The organism is Pseudomonas sp. ANT_H4 (assembly GCF_008369295.1).
In the GTDB taxonomy this organism is placed as follows: Bacteria; Pseudomonadota; Gammaproteobacteria; order Pseudomonadales; family Pseudomonadaceae; genus Aquipseudomonas.
In genome coordinates, this window is sequence record NZ_VOBG01000017.1 from 106,637 (window position 1) to 123,132 (window position 16,496).

Genomic DNA, 16,496 nt, shown 5'->3' on the forward strand with positions numbered 1-16,496 from the left:
TAACGCTATTCAAATGGGTTCTAAATTCCTTTCAGCTATAACCTAATCATTAAAAAATAGCATATTACAAACAAACATTATGCTTAGATAAAGTCACCGCCACGAATCACCCACAATGGAATTGTCATGACCCAGGACCGACACCCGGAAAGACTCAGGGCATTCATAGGTGCCCTGGCGGAATTGATCGACGGCAACCCCCGCGAAGGCGACCTGCTGCACCGCGGCGGCAAGCTGCTGGCCCAGTTGGTCAGCTATGACGACTGGCTGCCGGAGGCATTTGCCCAACCCAGCGCCGAGCGTTATCAGCAATACCTGCTACATGCCGATTCGCGGCAGCGCTTCAGCATTGTCAGCTTCGTGTGGGGGCCGGGGCAAAGTACGCCGATTCACGATCATCGTGTATGGGGATTGATCGGCATGTTGCGCGGCTCCGAGTACTCCCAGGGCTTCGAGCGCGATGCCAACGGTGCCCTGATCGCCGAGGGCAAGCGCATACAGCTTGCGCCGGGCCACGTGGAAGCCGTGTCGCCGAAGATCGGCGACATCCATCAAGTCAGCAATGCCTTCAGTGACCAGGTGTCCATCAGCATCCACGTCTACGGCGCCAACATCGGTGCGGTGCGCCGCGCGGTGTACCAGCCTGACGGCAGCGAGAAACTGTTTATCTCCGGTTACTCCAACGCTTTTCTCCCCAACATCTGGGACTTGTCCAAAGAGAGCCATGCCCTATGAGTACTGCATCGACCCGCTCCTTCGCCCAGATTCGCCAGGCACTGCTGGACCATGAAGAAGTCGCGCTCATCGACGTGCGTGAAGAAGCCCCCTTTGCCGACGCACACCCGTTATTCGCCGCCAACATCCCGCTGTCCAAGCTGGAACTTGAGGTGTACTCGCGCATTCCCCGGCGTAATACCCACGTCACTGTCTATGACAACGGCGAAGGCCTGGCGGGTATTGCTGCCGGGCGTTTACAGGCGCTCGGCTACACCCAGGTCAGCCTGCTGGAGGGTGGCCTGGACGGCTGGCGCAGCGCCGGCGGTGAGTTGTTTATCGACGTCAACGTGCCCAGCAAGTCCTTTGGCGAACTGGTGGAAAGCCAGCGCCTCACACCATCCCTGGCCGCTGAAGAAGTCCAGGCCCTGCTCGACAGCAAGGCCGACGTGGTGGTGCTCGATGCGCGGCGCTTCGATGAATACCAGACCATGAGCATTCCTACCGGTATCAGCGTGCCGGGCGCGGAGTTGGTACTGCGTGCCCGTGAACTGGCACCGGACCCGTCCACCCGCATCATCGTCAACTGCGCCGGACGCACCCGCAGCATCATCGGCACCCAGTCACTGATCAACGCCGGCATCGCCAACCCGGTGTCGGCGCTGCGCAACGGCACCATCGGCTGGACCCTGGCCGGTCAGGCCCTGCAACACGGCCAGGCTCGGTGCTTTGCGCCCACCTCGGAAGAACATCGCCAGGTCGCTGCCAAGGACGCCCGTGGCGTTGCCGACAAGGCCCGCGTCGGCCGCGCCACCCTTGCCGACCTGCAACGCTGGCAGCAGGAACCGGCGCGCACCACCTACCTGTTTGATGTACGCACCCCGGAAGAATTCGAAGCCGGCCACCTGCCCGGCGCCCGCTCCACGCCGGGCGGCCAACTGGTGCAGGAAACCGATCACGTCGCCAGCGTGCGGGGTGCCCGCCTGGTGCTGGCGGACGACGATGGTGTGCGCGCCAATATGTCCGCCTCCTGGCTCGCGCAACTGGGTTGGGAGGTGCATGTGCTGGATGACCTGCAACCTGCACACTTCAGCGCCCAAGGCCCATGGCAGGCACCGGTGCCGGACGCGCAACAGGCCGAGACCATCAGCCCCCATACCCTGGCTGAATGGCTGAACCATGGCGACACCGTAGTGCTCGATTTCACCAGCAGCGTCAATTACGTCAAACGTCATATCCCCGGCGCATGGTGGGCCCTGCGTGGGCAATTGCCCGCCGCCCTGGCCAAGGTACCGTCGGCCCAGCGTTATGTGCTGACCTGCGGCAGCAGCCAGCTGGCGCGCCTGGCGGTGGCCGAAGTCGAGGCGCTGACCGGCAAGCAAGTGTTCCTGCTGCAGAACGGCACCGCCAGTTGGCTCGCCGCGCAACTGCCCCTGGAAGAAGGCGAAAGCTACCTCGCCTCACCGCGCATCGACCGCTATCGCCGGCCTTATGAAGGCACCGACAACCCCCGCGAAGCCATGCAAGCCTACCTCGACTGGGAATATGGCCTGGTGGACCAACTGGCCCGCGACGGTACCCACGGCTTTTATGTGATCTGAACAATCCGCGCCCCGGCATTGTGAAAATCGCCGGGGCAACACCCTGAACATCCGACCCCTCTCCAGGCGGAGGCTGAACTCACGATCGAGAGGAAGCTATTCATGTCCGCCACCCTGCACGTCACCCGCCTGGAACCCACCCTCGGCGCCAAAATTGCTGGCATCGACCTGCGCCAACCCCTGACGCCAGTGCTGCGCAATGAGCTGCGCCAGTTGCTGCTCAAGCACAAGGTGCTGTTCTTTCGCGACCAGGCCATCAACACCGAACAGCAGATCGCCTTCGCCCAGCAATTTGGCGAGTTGTATGTGCACCCAACCACCCAGCAAAACGATCCAGCCCGCCCACAAGCTCACCTGATCGAAGCCCAGGACGAACGCAAGCTCTACGGCCCGAGGATTAGCGGCCGTTGGCACACCGACACCAGTTGGCTACTGCGCCCGACTCTCGGCGCCGTGTTGCGCGCAGTAGATTTGCCAGAGGTAGGCGGCGACACGCTGTGGGCCGACACCGGTGCGGTCTATCGCGCCCTGCCCGATGAACTGCGCGCAGAAATCGACACCCTGCACGTGGTCCACGACTTCAAGAAAGCCCTGGACAAGGTCGGCTACGACTACCCGATCCTCGCCCACCCGCTGGTTCGCACCCACCCGGAAACCGGCGAAGACGGCCTGTTTATCAACTTCTCGCAAAACCCGTCGGTGATTGGCTGGACGCCCGAGCGCAGCAAGCAACTGATCGACCGCCTGCTACTGGAGTTCAACAAACCAGAACACCAGGTGCGCTTCAAATGGCGCAAGAACTCGGTGGCATTCTGGGACAACCGCTCGACCCTGCACTACCCGGTCTACAACTACGGCGACTACCCGCGCCGCATGGAGCGGGTACTGATCGCCTATGACGACATTCCCCATCGGGTAAGAACCGCCAACGCGGCCTGATCGACAAGCCTCCCTGCAACTCTTTCTATCTGGCCCAGTCCTTGTCGCTAGAGGGCTTTTCTGTGGCGAGGGAACAAGCTCCCTCGCCGCAAGATCTTTCAGGAATTTGTGTCATGAGTGCTTTTAGATTCGATTATTGCGCGGCGGCAGTCTTGAGCTTGCTGACCGTGAGCGTCCAGGCCGACGACGCCCCCGACAAGACCCTCGGCACCGTGGTGGTCACCGGCAATCGCGGCAATCAAATGCGCACCATCGCCGACAGCCCCTCGCCCATCGACGTGATCAGCGCCGAGCAATTGCAGGCCAGCGGCAAGGTCGGCCTCAAGGAACTGCTCGCCCGGCTGCTGCCCTCCGTCAACTTGCCGGCAATCAACGGCGGCGGCACCTCGTGGTCGGTGCGCGGGGTGACCATGCGCGGCCTGTCCGGGGATCAGGTGCTGGTGCTGGTCAACGGCAAGCGCCGGCACAACACCGCACTGATCAACAACCTGGCGCGTATCGGCACGGCGGCGGTACCGGTCAACCTGGACCTGATTCCGGTGTCGGCCATCGACCATATTGAAGTGCTGCGCGACGGTGCTTCGGCGCAATACGGTTCAGACGCCATCGCCGGGGTGATCAATATCATCCTCAAGGAAAACGACAGCGGTGGCAGCGCCGAAACCTCCTTCGGCCGCTACGGCAGTGGCGACGGCGACACCGTGCACCAGACCGTCAATTACGGCCTGGCCCTGCCCAACGACGGCTTCGCCAGCCTCTCACTGGACAGCAAGGAACAGGAGCCTTTCGACCGCACAGGTAGCGCCACCGGCAACCTCTACGGCAGCGCCGGGCGCCCCGACAGCCGTGACCAGAGCGTCAATCGCCACGGCTGGAACCCCAGTTATGGACTGGGCAGGGAGAAGGTTACCAACGCCAGCTATAATCTCGAACTGCCGATCCAGGATGACCTGAAGTTCTACTCGTTCTCCACCGCCAGCTACATGGAGACTACCAAGGTCACCGGCAACTATCGCCCCAATGACATCTACTCGCTGGCCGGTGACCCGAACACGCCCTACCCCGACGGTATCCACGCCCAGCGCCGTAACCGCACCAAGGATTTCCAGGTGGCGGCCGGCTTCAAGGGGCTGGTGGGCGGTTGGGATTACGACGTCAGTTCGACCTGGGGCGAAGACGACTCGACCCTCAATGCCAACAACACCCTCAACCCGTCCTGGGGGCCGACCAGCCCAACCTCGTTCAACCTGGCCTCGCAGATCTTCGATCAGTGGACCAACAACCTGGACTTCAGTCGCACCTTTGACATTGGCCTGAGCCATCCTCTGCAAACCGCGTTTGGCTTTGAATATCGCTGGGAGAAATACCAGATCGAGGCCGGTGACTACGCCTCCTACACACCCGGCAACTACGTGATCCCCAGCGGCCCGTTTGCCGGCAGTACACCGCTGCCGGGCCTGGCCTCCTACAACGGCACCAGCCCAGCCGATGCCGGCGAGATCAGCCGCAGCAACGTCGCCAGCTATGTCGACCTGGGTCTGGATGTGACGGACAAGTGGTACGTCGGTGCGGCGGCACGTTACGAGCGCTACACCCAGGACATCGGCAGCACCTGGAGCGGCAAACTGTCCACGCGCTACAAGATCACCCCCGAGTTCGCCCTGCGCGGCACTATCAACAATGGTTTTCGTGCGCCGTCACTGGCACAGACGATTTATGCCTCATCCACCTTTACCTCCGGCGGCGTGATCAATGGCGAGCAGGTCTCGGTGCCGGTCAAGGTGCTGCCGGTGGACACCGCCGAGGCCCAAGCCCTGGGCGCGGAAAAACTCAAGCCGGAAAAGTCCCTGAACTACAGCTTCGGCTTCACCTATGAGCCCACGCAAAACTACCGGCTGACCACCGACCTGTACCAAATCGGCATCCGCGATCGTATCGTCTCCACTAGCCTGCTGGGCGGCCCGGCTGTCTCGCAGATTCTCGCCGCCAACGGCCTGTCTCCCGGCCTGTTTGCCCAGTACTACACCAACGCCGTGGACACTCGCACCCGAGGCATCGACATCGTCAACGAGTACCGCCAGCAACTGGAGGGGTACGGGCAAGTACACTGGAGCGCCGCCTACAACTGGAACCAGACCAAGATCGAGAAACTGCAGGACACCCCAGCCAAACTCGCCAGCTTAGGCTCCAGTTACCAACTGTTCGACCGCCGCCTGCAAAAGGACCTGACCGTCGCCACCCCGCAGTCAAAACTGATCCTGGCGGCCAACTGGAAAGTTAGCACCTACACCCTTAACCTGGCGCTGACCCGCTTCGGTAGCTACACCGAGGGCGACAACAACCCGGTGAACGACCGCAAATTCAGCGCCAAATGGATCAGCGACCTGGACGCCGCCTATGACCTCACCAAGCACCTGACCGTGGCGCTGGGGGCGAACAACCTGTTCAACGTCTACCCGGATAAAAACGGTATCAAGGACTGGGCCGGCGGCTACAAATACGGCCAGTTCTCGCCCTTCGGCTTTGGTGGCGCCTATTACTACACGCGACTGGCGTACAACTTTTGAGGGCCTGGCCATGACATTGACCACACTCGACCTGACCACCGACGTGCTGGTAATCGGCGGCGGTCTAGCTGGCACCTGGGCCGCCGTCGCCGCCGCCCGCGAAGGCGCCCGGGTGATGCTGGTGGACAAAGGCTACTGCGGCACCAGCGGCGTCACCGCCACCGCTGGTCCCGGCCACTGGTGGGTGCCGCCCACCCCAGGCGCAAGGGAGGCCGCCATTGACAAACGCCTGGGCAGCGCCTATGGCCTGGCCGATGCCCGCTGGATGGCCCGGATCATCGACACCACCTGGGCCAGCCTGCCCACTCTGGCCGGGCACTACGACTTTCCCCAAAACGAACAAGGCATCACCCAATACCGCGGCCTGCGCGGCCCGGAGTACCTGCGCGGCATGCGCCGCCTGGCCTTGGACAACGACGTGATCATCCTCGACCACCACCCAGCCCTGGAGCTGCTGCGCGACGATCAAGGAAGCGTCGCCGGCGCCCGTGGCTGGCGTCGCCAGGCAGGCGGTAACTGGCAGGTTCGGGCCCCAGCGGTGGTGCTCGCCAGTGGTGGCTGCGCGTTTCTCTCACGATTGCTGGGTAGCCACACCAACACCGGTGACGGCTACCTGATGGCCGCTGAAGCTGGCGCGGAACTCTCCGGCATGGAGTTCTCCAGCTATTACTGCATCGCGGCGGCTGGCAGCAGCATGACCCGCTCGATGGTGTACAGCTTCGGCGAGTATTTCGACGCCGCTGACCGGCCGTTGAACATCGCCATCGGTCCCGACTTCACCGACGCCCTGGCCAAGGCCTTGCTCAATGGCCCGGTGTACTGCCGCTTGAATCGGGTACCGGCGTATCTCCGCGCGCAACTGCCGAGCATTCAGCCAAACCTGATGCTGCCCTTCGACCGGCACGGCATTGATCCCTGGCGAGACAAATTCCCCGTCACCCTGCACCCCGAAGGCACCATCCGCGGCGTCGGCGGCCTGCGAGTGATTGACGATGATTGCCAGACTACCGTGCCCGGCGTGTTTGCTGCGGGTGATGCCGCCAGCCGTGAACTGATCGCTGGGGCGACTTCCGGCGGCGGCGCGCAGAACTCGGCCTGGGCGCTGTCTTCGGGACAATGGGCCGGGCGTGGCGCGGCCCGACTGGCTCGGCAGAAGTCAGGCCGTGAGGTTGCGCTGCAAGGCTTTGGCGGTGCGGGGTTGCAGGCTCGTCCTGGCGTCACTCAGCTCGATCATTTGATCCAACGCATCCAGGGCGAAGTCCACCCGCTGGAGAAAAACCTGTTCCGCTCCGGCAATCAGCTCGATCAATCTCTGCACGTTCTGGAAAACGTCTGGGACCAAGTCCACACAGGGTTGTCACCCGACCCCACCAACCCGCTGCGCGCCCGCGAAATCGCCGCGATGGCCGCCACCGCCCGCTGGTGCTACAGCGCCGCTGCGCTACGCAAGGAAAGCCGTGGCATGCACCAGCGCAGCGATACACCCAACCAAAATCCGCTGTTCGACGCCCATTTGCGCATTGCCGGCGTGGACCAACTGCGCACGCGTTTTGACCCTCTCACCCCTTCTTTACAAGGCCACGCCCAATGATCGAATTGATTTATCAGGACCTGTGCACAGGGTGCGGCAAGTGCGTTGAAGTGTGCCCCACCAACGTCCTGACCCTGGACGCACAGGCCAAGCCGCAGATCATCCACCAGCAGGCCTGCCAGACGTGTTTCATGTGCGAACTGTATTGCGCCAGCGATGCGTTATATGTGGACCCGGATTGCGAGCAAGTACGCCATCCCGAACCTGAAGCAGTGCGTAAGGCCGGGTTGCTGGGGCAGTACCGGCGGGATTCGGGGTGGAATGAATGGGCTGGTGACCCCAGGTACATCAATGAGCATTGGCGGATGGATGGGGTGTTTGTGCTGGCTCGGGGGCTTGCTGAAGCCGCTAAAAGTTGAAGGTTCATGCCGACACCCACCGCGCAAACCACCTTGCTTAGGTGACGAGCTCCGAGCGTCACGCAGGAAGCATCCCAAACCCTTATAAATGCATAAATAGAATAATCAAATTACAGATAATCAGTAATTTTAATAATTAACTTATAACCAAAAAGAACTTCACAGCCAGTTTTTATGGGAATAACGTTACCTCTCTCACCGACCCCTTCTCCAGGCGGAGGTAACCGAACCACCTCAAGATCAGCCTGGAGCCTTCACCTCATGGTATTTACCACGCCCCTCAAACACTTGCTCCTGAGCAGCACTTTCGCCCTGAGCCTGGTTACGACGGCACAGGCCGCCGACCTGCAACCGCTGCTGGTAGCCAACCAGAAGTCTTCGATCAAGGTGCTGCTGGAAGTCTCCGGCGAGTTGAAGGACGTACCCTATGAGATCCAGTTTTCCGAATTCCCCGCCGCCGCCCCTTTGGGTGAAGCGCTGAACGCGGGTGCCGTCGACATCGGTGCCTTGGGGGATGCGCCCTACGTGTTTGCCCTCGGTGCCGGTGCACCGCTCAAGGTAGTGAGTATCATCCACGCCGAGGGGCGCTACACCACCGCCATTCTCGCCCTCAAGGATTCGCCGCTCAACGATGCCCGCGACCTCAAGGGCAAGCGCATCGTTACCACCCGTGGCTCTATCGGTCATTTCCTGGCGATCAAGGCCCTGCGCAGTGTCGGCTTGAGCACTGCGGATGTGCAGTTCATTTACCTGCTGCCCAGCGAGTCGCGGATTTTGCTGGACAACGGCAGCGCCGACGCATGGTCGACCTGGGACCCCTACACCACCATCGTCACCACCCAAAGCCAGGCCAAAGTCCTGGCCAGCGGCAACACCCTGCTGACCAACCACTTGTACCTGGCGGCCACCAGCCAGGCGATCGCCAGCAAGCGTCAACAACTGGATGACTTTGTCGCCAGGGTCGACCGTGCTTACCGCTGGACCAACGCCCATCCCCAGGAATACGCCACCGCCCAGGCCAAAGTCACCGGCCTGCCGTTGGCGGTGCACGTGGCCGTCGCCAAGGCCACGCAAATGGAGCCGGTACAGATTGACGACACGGTGATCAGCGGCCTGCAAACCACCGCTGACATCTATCAGCAGGAAGGCATCCTCACCAAACATATCGAGGTCTCCCAAGGCTTCGACAAAAGCTTCAACGCAAAGCGTGTTCCCCTTAACCAGGCTTCCCGCTAAAGGAGCAGAACCATGAGCAAGCAACGCCAACTGAAACTCGGTGCAATGGTCCATGGCGTCGGCCATGGCTGGGGCGAATGGCGCCATCCGCAGGCCCTGGCCAATGCCAGCGTCAATTTCGGTTTCTACAAACAACAGACGCAACTGGCCGAAGGCGCGAAGTTCGATTTCGTATTTATCGCCGACAGCCTGCATATCCATGAAAAGTCCAGCCCGCACTACCTCAACCGGTTTGAGCCGCTGACTATTCTCTCGGCCCTCGCCGCGCTGACCTCGCATATCGGCCTGGTGGCCACCGTCACCGTCAGCTACACCGAACCGTTCCAGGTGGCACGCCAGTTTGCCTCCCTGGACCATATCAGTGGCGGTCGTGCTGGCTGGAACGTGGTGACATCGTGGCTTAGCGGCACCGCCGACAACTTCGGCAAGGCTGAACACCCGCCCCACGCCGTGCGCTACCGCATCGCCAAGGAGCACGTGAAGGTGGTCCAGGGCCTGTGGGATTCCTGGGAAGACGACGCCTTTGCCTACGACAAGCAAAGCGGCGAGTTTTTCACCCCTGGCAAGCTGCACGCCCTGGAACACAAGGGCGAGTTTTTCTCGGTCAAGGGCCCGCTGAATATCGCCCGCTCCCGCCAAGGCCAGCCGGTGATTTTCCAGGCCGGTACGTCCGAGGCTGGACGCAATTTTGCCGCCGAGAATGCCGATGCGATTTTCGTCCACGGTGAGAGCTTTGAAGAAGCCCGTGCCTACGCCCAGGATCTGAAGCTCCGTGCCAAGGGCTTCGGCCGTGATGCCGACAACCTGTCGATCCTGCCAGGCATTCGCCCGATTGTCGGGCGTGATGAAGCCGAAGTGGAAAGCCGCTACCAGCAAGCGGTGGAACTGGTGACCGTGGAGGACGCCATCGTCGCCCTCGGCCGACCGTTCAATGACCATGACTTCAGCCAATACCCCCTGGACGCACCGTTCCCCGAACTGGGCGACCTGGGTTCCAACAGCCAGAAAGGCGGCTGCGACCGCATCAAGCAACTGGCCAAGGACGAAGGCCTGACCCTGCGGGAAGTGGCCTTGCGTTTCTCCCGGCCACGGCGAGATTTCGTCGGCACACCGGAGCAAGTCGCCAACGCCCTCCAGTCCTGGTTCGAAGGTGGCGCGGCCGATGGTTTCATCATCAACTCGCTGCTGCCGGACGGCTTGCAGTACTTCACCGAGTTGGTGGTGCCGGTGCTGCAACAGCGTGGGCTGTTTCGTGACGAATACAGCGGCGTCACCCTGCGGGACAATCTGGGCCTGGATGTTCCGGCCAATCGTCATACGGCCATTGAAGTGGAAGAAAAGCAGGGGGCAGTGGCATGAGCGAATCCCTCAACCGCCAGTTGGCGGACTTGCACGCCGAACGCGTGGCAACCTGGGCGCCGGCAGCGCTGCAGGTCAATATCAATCAACGCCAACGCCTGGTGGATGAAGCCCCTGGCAAGGATTTCGTCAAGGTCGGTGATGTGCTGGAGCCCTTCACATTATTGAAGGTTGAAGGCGGCGAACTGAACCGTGAACTGCTGCTCGCAGACGGCCCGGCGGTGTTGATTTTCTTCCGTTTCGCCGGCTGCCCGGCATGCAACATCGCCCTGCCCTATTACCAGCGCCAGCTCTACCCACGCCTGCGGGAATTGGGGGTGCCACTGATAGCTGTCAGCCCGCAGGTGCCTGAGCGCCTGGTGGAAATCAAGACCCGCCACAACCTTGAACTGCAAGTGGCCAGCGACCCGGACAACACCCTTGGGCGCAGCCTGGGCGTCCTCTACAGCTTCGACGAAGCCTCGCGCAAAGCCGCGCTGACCAAGGGCAAGGGCATCGGCGAAACCACCGGTACCGGGACCTGGGAATTGCCGCAACCGACGGTGGTGGTGATCGCCAAGGACGGCCGCGTGGTCTTTACCCAGGTCAGCCCGGACTGGTTGGTGCGCACCGAAGCCGAACCGGTGTTGCGCGTGGTTGAACAGCTGCTGGGGCAAGCGCCCCTGCCGATCGCCATCTGACCGGGACCTGACCATGACCCATACGATCAAACAGGGACAGTTCAATCGTCGCGGCTTTCTCACCGCCAGTTCGCTGGCCCTTGGGGCGCTGGGCCTGTCATCACTGGGGCTGGCGCCGCGGGCCTTCGGGGCACCGACAAAACTGTCCGACCTGACGCTGGCAGTCGCCACCTACCGTGGCCAGGACTCGTACTTCAGCGACGACGCCGGCACCGCCGAGCGGCCCTACAAAGTCGACTTTGCCGAGTTTGCCGGCGGCAACCTGATCGTCGAAGCCTTGGCTTCCGGCAGCCTGGATATTGGCGGCATGAGTGAGATCCCGCCGATCTTCTCGATCCAGAGCCACCGCGAGCCGCGCTTGATTGCAGTGCTGCAAGGCGACGTGAATAACCAGGTGTTCCTGATTCCCAAGGACTCGAAACTCGAATCGGTAGCGCAACTCAAGGGCAAGCGAGTGGGTTACGTGCGTTCCACCACATCCCATTACTTTTTGATCAAGGCCCTGCTGGAGCAAGGGCTAACCATGAACGACATCACCGCCGTACCGCTCACGCCCCAGGACGGTTTCAGCGCGTTCCAGAGTGGCCAGCTGGATGCCTGGGTGATCTATGGCGTGTTTATCCAACTGGCGAAATTCCGCAGCGGCGCCCGCGTACTGAAAACCGCACTGGGCTACTTGTCCGGCAACTATTTGATCGCCGCCCGCCCCGCCGCGCTGGAAGACCCGCTGCGCAAACAGGCCATCCAGGACTACTTGCAGCGCCAGGCCCGGACCCTAGAGTGGATGAACAACAACCCCGAGCCCTGGGCCGCGAAATCGGCACAGTTGCTGGGGGTGGACAAGGCGGTGTTCCTCGACATGTACAACAGCCGCAGCCAGCCCTACAGCGTGACCGAGGTCAATGACCAGGCCATCGCGTCCCAGCAGGAAGTAGCGGATCTGTTCTTCAATGCCGGCGTGTTGAACGAGCGGTTGGATGTCAGCCCCTTGTGGGATCGGCAGTTCAAGTTGTTGCCGATATGAACCAACACCCACCTTTTGATGAAGTGAACCGACCATGAGCCTTTCTTCTCAACCTTCATTACGCTCCGTGGAAGTGGCCAATTTCGAAGCCCTGCTGGAAAGCATCGGCGCCCAATTGGCCGCCACCGCCCATATTTATGACGAAAGTGGCGCCTTCCCCCACGACAATTTCAAGCTGCTGCACGAGCACGGCCTGGTCGCCTTGACCGTGCCCAAGGCCCTGGGCGGTGGCGGTGCCAACCTGGCCCAGGCGCGCAAGGCCATCAGTGCGATTGCCAAGGGAGAACCTTCCACAGCCTTGATTCTGGTGATGCAGTACCTGCAACACACGCGCCTGCAAGACAGCAAAAACTGGCCGCAAGCCTTGCGCCTTAAAGTCGCCGAAGACGCGGTGCGTGAGGGTGCGCTGATCAATGCCCTGCGGGTCGAGCCGGACCTGGGAACGCCCGCACGCGGCGGCTTGCCGGCGACCATCGCCCGGCGCACCACTGCCGGTTGGCGTATCAGCGGCCGCAAGATCTACTCCACCGGCAGCCACGGCCTGAGCTGGCTCAGCGTCTGGGCACGCAGCAGTGATGAAGACCCGTTGGTGGGCGCCTGGCTGGTGCGCAAGGACACCCCCGGCATCAGCATCATCGACACCTGGGATCACCTGGGCATGCGCGCCACTTGCAGCCATGAAGTGGTGTTCGACAACGTACTGGTGCCGCTGGACCACGCCGTCAGCGTCAGTCCCTGGAGCGCGCCGCAAGCGGAACTTGATGGCGACGGCTTCCTGTGGATGTCGGTGTTGCTGTCCTCGGTGTATGACGCCGTGGCCCAGGCCGCACGGGATTGGTTGGTGGGTTTTCTGGAACAGCGCACACCGTCCAACCTCGGCGCCGCACTGTCGACCTTGCCGCGCTTCCAGGAAACCGTCGGCCATATCGACACCTTGCTATTCGCCAACCGCAGCCTGCTGGATGCCGCTGCCGAAGGCCACACACCGGCCGCCAACGCAGCACAACTGAAATTCCTGGTGACTGGCAACGCCATCCGCGCCGTCGAGTTGGCCATCGAGGCGTCGGGTAATCCGGGCCTGTCACGCCACAGCCCGCTGCAGCGGCACTACCGCGACGTGTTGTGCAGCCGGGTACACACACCGCAGAACGACGCCGTGCTGCAAGGGGTCGGCAAAGCCGTATTCGCTCAACGCCAGAAGGAACGTTCATGAGTCAGATCGTTATCGCCAGCCAGTTGGACGAGGACTTCAACGAGGTTATCCGCCAACGCCTGGCCCTAACCCATCCCGACGCCGAGGTGATCGGTGTACCGGCCGGGGTGCCCAGCGACTTGCCGGGCCAGGTCACTATTTTGCTGGCACGGCCCATCAATGTGCGTGGCTATGAGGCTCCAAACACGCCACCACCGGGTTGGCCGTATGGGCTGCGCTGGATTCAAGTGGTGTCGTCAGGTATCGACTTCTACCCAAAATGGCTGTTCAACGGCCCGCCGGTGAGCACCTCCCGGGGCAGCGCCGCCGAGAACATTGCCGAGTTCGCTCTGGCGTCGATCTTCGCGGGCACCAAGCATTTGCCGGATATCTGGGTGCATGACTCGCAGTGGAATTTCACTGCACTGACACCGCTCAAGGGCACGACCCTGGGGATTCTCGGCTTCGGCGCCATTGGCCGCAGCCTGGCGCAGAAGGCTCTGGGCCTGGGCATCAAGGTCGTAGCGCTGCGGCAAAGCCAGGCGCAGTTCGAAGTGGAAGGTGTTGAGGCGGCGCGAGATATCCATGACCTGTTTTCCCGCGCCGATCACCTGGTGCTGGCCGCACCATTGACGGAGTCGACCCGGCATATCGTCGACCGCGATGTGCTCGCCAGTGCCAAGCCGGGCCTGCACCTGATCAATATCGCCCGTGGCGGCCTGCTGGACCATGGCGCACTGCTGGAAGCCCTGGAAACCGGCAGCATCGGCCTGGCCTCCCTGGATGTGACAGAGCCCGAACCGTTGCCGGATGGGCATGCGCTTTATGCCCATCCCCGCGTGCGGCTGTCGCCTCATACGTCGGCGATCTCAACGAATAGTCGCAACGATATCGCGGACAGTTTCCTGGGTAATCTGGAGCGGTATCTCAGTGGGTTGCGGTTGGAAAACCTGGCCGATACCCAGCGCGGGTACTAAGCCGAACAGAGATCAACAGGTGGGAGCGGGCTGGGCTGGCTGGCTGGGGGCATATCCGTTATTTCGGTAACGGCTGCTGGCGGTTTCGCTCTTACAGCGACTCACTTTCGAAAAGCGCGAAAGTAAGCAAAGCGCTCTTGCCCCACCACTTGGTGCCTCGCTTAGGCTCGGCATGCCTTCACTCCGGCATTGCTCCGTGGGCCGCCGCGATGGGCCATCCTTGGCCCAGCGCGGCTAAACCGGCGTCCTGCCGGTTTACCCACGGATCAATGCCTGCGTTCAGCCATCGTGGTTAACGGGGCGCCTAAGATCAAAAGCAAAAGCACGGCGGCCTGGTAGCCGACCTGAGTGGTGAGAAGCAAAAGCGGATCTACTGCCCACTGTCCACTGTAGGAGCGAGCTTGCTCGCGATGGTCGTTAACGATAACGCTGGCTTCCTGAATCACCGCGGTGCCCTCAGGTTCTTCGCGAGCAAGAACTAGGCGTCCCCCTCGCTCCTACAGAAAAGCGGATGGCGCTGGCTCTTGATCTGCCTGCCCATAAAACCAGAGGCCGAACGCAGGTGTTGCGCAGTGGGTAAACCGGCAGGACGCCGGTTTAGCCGCGCTGGGCCAAGGATGGCCCATCGCGGCGACCCACGGAGCAATGCCTTCGTTCGGGCACGCTGAGCCTAAGCGAGGCGCCGATAGGTAGGGCAGGAGCGTTAATGAGATGGTCAGCCCGTGGTGAGACGACCATACCAACCCCTTGATTTTAAAAGTATTGTTCCTGGTGTCAGTGTTTCCAGGCGGCTTCGTTAACCAGATTCTTCGGCCGCTCTCCCGCCAGCGCCGTCAGCAGATTGTCCACCGCACATCGCGCCATTGCCTCCCGTGTTTCATGGGTGGCCGAGCCGATGTGCGGGGTGGCGACCACGTTGTTCAGATGCAGCAGCGGCGAATCGTGATTCAACGGTTCGCGCTCGAATACATCCAGCCCGGCGGCGCGGATCGTGCGTTGTTGCAGGGCATCGATCAGCGCCGCTTCGTCCACCACCTTGCCGCGAGAGATGTTGATAAAGATTGTCTTTGGGCCCATCAGTGCGAACTCTTTAGCACCAATCAAACCCTGAGTTTCAGCGGTCAGCGGCAACGTCAGGCAAACAAAGTCGGCTTGTTCCAACAGCTGCGGCAGGCTGCGGTACTGCGCGCCGAAACGTTGCTCCACCAAGGGTTTTGGCGAGTGACTGTGGTAGATCACCGGCATGCCGAAACCGAAATGCCCACGCTGGGCCAAGGCTTCGCCGATGCGGCCCATACCGATGATGCCCAGGGTCTTGCCATGCACGTCGCTGCCGAAATGCAGCGGGCCAATGTTCTGGTTCCAGTTGCCGGCGCGGACCATATTGGTCAGCTCCACCAGCCGTCGGGCGGTAGCCAGGATCAGCGCGAAACCGGTGTCGGCGGTGGTTTCGGTGAGCACGTCAGGGGTGTTGCTGAGCAGGATGCCGCGCTGGGTCAGATAGTCGATGTCGTAGTTGTCGACACCCACCGACACGCTGGCCACTGCCTCCAGGTGTGGCGCCAGGTCCAACAACTTTGCGTCCAGGCGCAAACTGGCTCCCAGCAGCCCCTGGGCGCTGGGCAAGGCGTCGCGCAGCTGCGCCAGGCCGCCTTCGTCGAGCGATTCAATCAGCGTGACGTTCGCCTGTTCATGCAGGCGGGCCATCAGTGGCGCGGAGAGTTTTTTGTAGAGCACGACATGCTTTTTCATCAGGTTCTTACCTTCAATTCGAGGGGGCGCAAAGAAGCCGCCTGAGGCTGTTCACGGTCACTGGCACCGGGCTTGAGAAAGATCGTCAAGATCACCGACAGCATCAATGCGCCGCTCATCAGCAGGTACGAAGCGCCAGGGGAACCGGTGCTGCTGTTGAGATAACCCACCAGATACGACCCGCCAAACGAACCCAGCGCCCCCATGCTGTTGATCAGCGCCATGGCGCCGCCGGCAACGTTGGCCGGAAGAATCTCCGGGACGATGGCGAAAAACGGTCCATAAGGCGCGTACATGCAAGCCCCGGCGATCACCAGCAGCGTGTACGACCACCAGAAGTGCTCGGCGCCCAGTGCGTACGAGCCATAGAAGGCAATATTCTGGGGCTTGATAAACGTTAGGACATAAGTATTTTATAAACAATAAATTAGAAAATAATTATCGAATCGTTAGTTCAGGTCATAGGTTAGGGGGAGTAGATGGAGCTTCTGTGGGCTACTGAGTC

General features: G+C 61.6%; 13 protein-coding genes and 2 pseudogenes. 13 read left to right on the forward strand and 2 right to left on the reverse strand.

Annotation, left to right across the window (positions count from 1 at the left end; all coding sequences use genetic code 11):
- Positions 1-126 precede the first annotated feature (126 nt).
- From FQ182_RS20590 to FQ182_RS30740, 13 genes and pseudogenes are all read left to right on the forward strand, one after another.
- Positions 127-735 carry a cysteine dioxygenase gene (locus FQ182_RS20590; RefSeq protein WP_149412404.1) on the forward strand — a complete coding sequence of 203 codons (609 nt, stop codon included), beginning with the start codon at positions 127-129 and terminating at the stop codon, positions 733-735.
- On the forward strand, positions 732-2,315 hold the full coding sequence (locus FQ182_RS20595) for a rhodanese homology domain-containing protein (RefSeq protein WP_149412405.1): 1,584 nt from the start codon (positions 732-734) through the stop codon (positions 2,313-2,315). Before FQ182_RS20590 ends, FQ182_RS20595 begins: the two co-directional genes overlap by 4 nt.
- 102 nt (positions 2,316-2,417) lie before the next feature.
- Positions 2,418-3,254, forward strand: a complete 837-nt coding sequence (locus FQ182_RS20600) for a TauD/TfdA family dioxygenase (RefSeq protein WP_149412406.1) — start codon at positions 2,418-2,420, stop codon at positions 3,252-3,254.
- Between the two features lie 113 nt (positions 3,255-3,367).
- Positions 3,368-5,821 carry a TonB-dependent siderophore receptor gene (locus tag FQ182_RS20605; RefSeq protein ID WP_149412407.1) on the forward strand — a complete coding sequence of 818 codons (2,454 nt, stop codon included), beginning with the start codon at positions 3,368-3,370 and terminating at the stop codon, positions 5,819-5,821.
- 10 nt (positions 5,822-5,831) lie between these two features.
- Positions 5,832-7,412, forward strand: a complete 1,581-nt coding sequence (locus FQ182_RS20610) for an FAD-dependent oxidoreductase (protein WP_149412408.1) — start codon at positions 5,832-5,834, stop codon at positions 7,410-7,412.
- On the forward strand, positions 7,409-7,771 hold the full coding sequence (locus FQ182_RS20615) for a ferredoxin family protein (RefSeq protein ID WP_149412409.1): 363 nt from the start codon (positions 7,409-7,411) through the stop codon (positions 7,769-7,771). The genes FQ182_RS20610 and FQ182_RS20615 overlap by 4 nt, the downstream gene beginning before the upstream one ends.
- A gap of 261 nt (positions 7,772-8,032) precedes the next feature.
- Positions 8,033-9,007: an ABC transporter substrate-binding protein gene (locus FQ182_RS20620; RefSeq protein WP_149412410.1), complete on the forward strand. Its 975-nt coding sequence runs from the start codon at positions 8,033-8,035 to the stop codon at positions 9,005-9,007.
- Between the two features lie 12 nt (positions 9,008-9,019).
- A complete protein-coding gene (locus tag FQ182_RS20625; protein WP_149412411.1) occupies positions 9,020-10,366 on the forward strand; it encodes an LLM class flavin-dependent oxidoreductase in 1,347 nt (448 codons plus the stop codon).
- On the forward strand, positions 10,363-11,046 hold the full coding sequence (locus tag FQ182_RS20630) for a peroxiredoxin-like family protein (protein ID WP_149412412.1): 684 nt from the start codon (positions 10,363-10,365) through the stop codon (positions 11,044-11,046). Before FQ182_RS20625 ends, FQ182_RS20630 begins: the two co-directional genes overlap by 4 nt.
- Before the next feature lie 13 nt (positions 11,047-11,059).
- Complete coding sequence (locus tag FQ182_RS20635) at positions 11,060-12,070, forward strand: ABC transporter substrate-binding protein (RefSeq protein ID WP_149412413.1); 1,011 nt, start codon at positions 11,060-11,062, stop codon at positions 12,068-12,070.
- A gap of 34 nt (positions 12,071-12,104) precedes the next feature.
- A complete protein-coding gene (locus tag FQ182_RS20640) occupies positions 12,105-13,283 on the forward strand; it encodes an acyl-CoA dehydrogenase family protein (protein WP_149412414.1) in 1,179 nt (392 codons plus the stop codon).
- A complete protein-coding gene (locus FQ182_RS20645) occupies positions 13,280-14,239 on the forward strand; it encodes a D-isomer specific 2-hydroxyacid dehydrogenase family protein (protein WP_149412415.1) in 960 nt (319 codons plus the stop codon). Before FQ182_RS20640 ends, FQ182_RS20645 begins: the two co-directional genes overlap by 4 nt.
- A gap of 368 nt (positions 14,240-14,607) precedes the next feature.
- Positions 14,608-14,715, forward strand: a pseudogene (locus tag FQ182_RS30740) (outer membrane lipoprotein carrier protein LolA); the annotation flags it as partial.
- Positions 14,716-15,013: 298 nt separating this feature from the next.
- Here FQ182_RS30740 and FQ182_RS20655 read toward each other — a convergent pair.
- Both FQ182_RS20655 and FQ182_RS20660 read right to left on the reverse strand, forming a co-directional pair.
- Positions 15,014-15,991: a D-glycerate dehydrogenase gene (locus FQ182_RS20655; RefSeq protein ID WP_149414635.1), complete on the reverse strand. Its 978-nt coding sequence runs from the start codon at positions 15,989-15,991 to the stop codon at positions 15,014-15,016.
- Positions 15,991-16,371 (reverse strand): annotated as a pseudogene (locus tag FQ182_RS20660) (MFS transporter); the annotation flags it as partial. The gene FQ182_RS20655 and the pseudogene FQ182_RS20660, both read right to left, overlap by 1 nt.
- Between the last annotated feature and the right edge of the window lie 125 nt (positions 16,372-16,496).

Excerpts from the sequence above, each read along its gene's own strand:
- FQ182_RS20615 (WP_149412409.1), top strand. The coding sequence starts at position 7,409 with ATGATCGAATTGATTTATCAGGACCTGTGCACAGGGTGCGGCAAGTGC.
- FQ182_RS20645 (WP_149412415.1), top strand. The coding sequence starts at position 13,280 with ATGAGTCAGATCGTTATCGCCAGCCAGTTGGACGAGGACTTCAACGAG.
- FQ182_RS20630 (WP_149412412.1), top strand. The coding sequence starts at position 10,363 with ATGAGCGAATCCCTCAACCGCCAGTTGGCGGACTTGCACGCCGAACGC.
- FQ182_RS20605 (WP_149412407.1), top strand. The coding sequence starts at position 3,368 with ATGAGTGCTTTTAGATTCGATTATTGCGCGGCGGCAGTCTTGAGCTTG.
- FQ182_RS20655 (WP_149414635.1), bottom strand. The coding sequence starts at position 15,991 with ATGAAAAAGCATGTCGTGCTCTACAAAAAACTCTCCGCGCCACTGATG.
- FQ182_RS20610 (WP_149412408.1), top strand. The coding sequence starts at position 5,832 with ATGACATTGACCACACTCGACCTGACCACCGACGTGCTGGTAATCGGC.
- FQ182_RS20620 (WP_149412410.1), top strand. The coding sequence starts at position 8,033 with ATGGTATTTACCACGCCCCTCAAACACTTGCTCCTGAGCAGCACTTTC.
- FQ182_RS20625 (WP_149412411.1), top strand. The coding sequence starts at position 9,020 with ATGAGCAAGCAACGCCAACTGAAACTCGGTGCAATGGTCCATGGCGTC.
- FQ182_RS20590 (WP_149412404.1), top strand. The coding sequence starts at position 127 with ATGACCCAGGACCGACACCCGGAAAGACTCAGGGCATTCATAGGTGCC.
- FQ182_RS20595 (WP_149412405.1), top strand. The coding sequence starts at position 732 with ATGAGTACTGCATCGACCCGCTCCTTCGCCCAGATTCGCCAGGCACTG.
- FQ182_RS20600 (WP_149412406.1), top strand. The coding sequence starts at position 2,418 with ATGTCCGCCACCCTGCACGTCACCCGCCTGGAACCCACCCTCGGCGCC.
- FQ182_RS20640 (WP_149412414.1), top strand. The coding sequence starts at position 12,105 with ATGAGCCTTTCTTCTCAACCTTCATTACGCTCCGTGGAAGTGGCCAAT.
- FQ182_RS20635 (WP_149412413.1), top strand. The coding sequence starts at position 11,060 with ATGACCCATACGATCAAACAGGGACAGTTCAATCGTCGCGGCTTTCTC.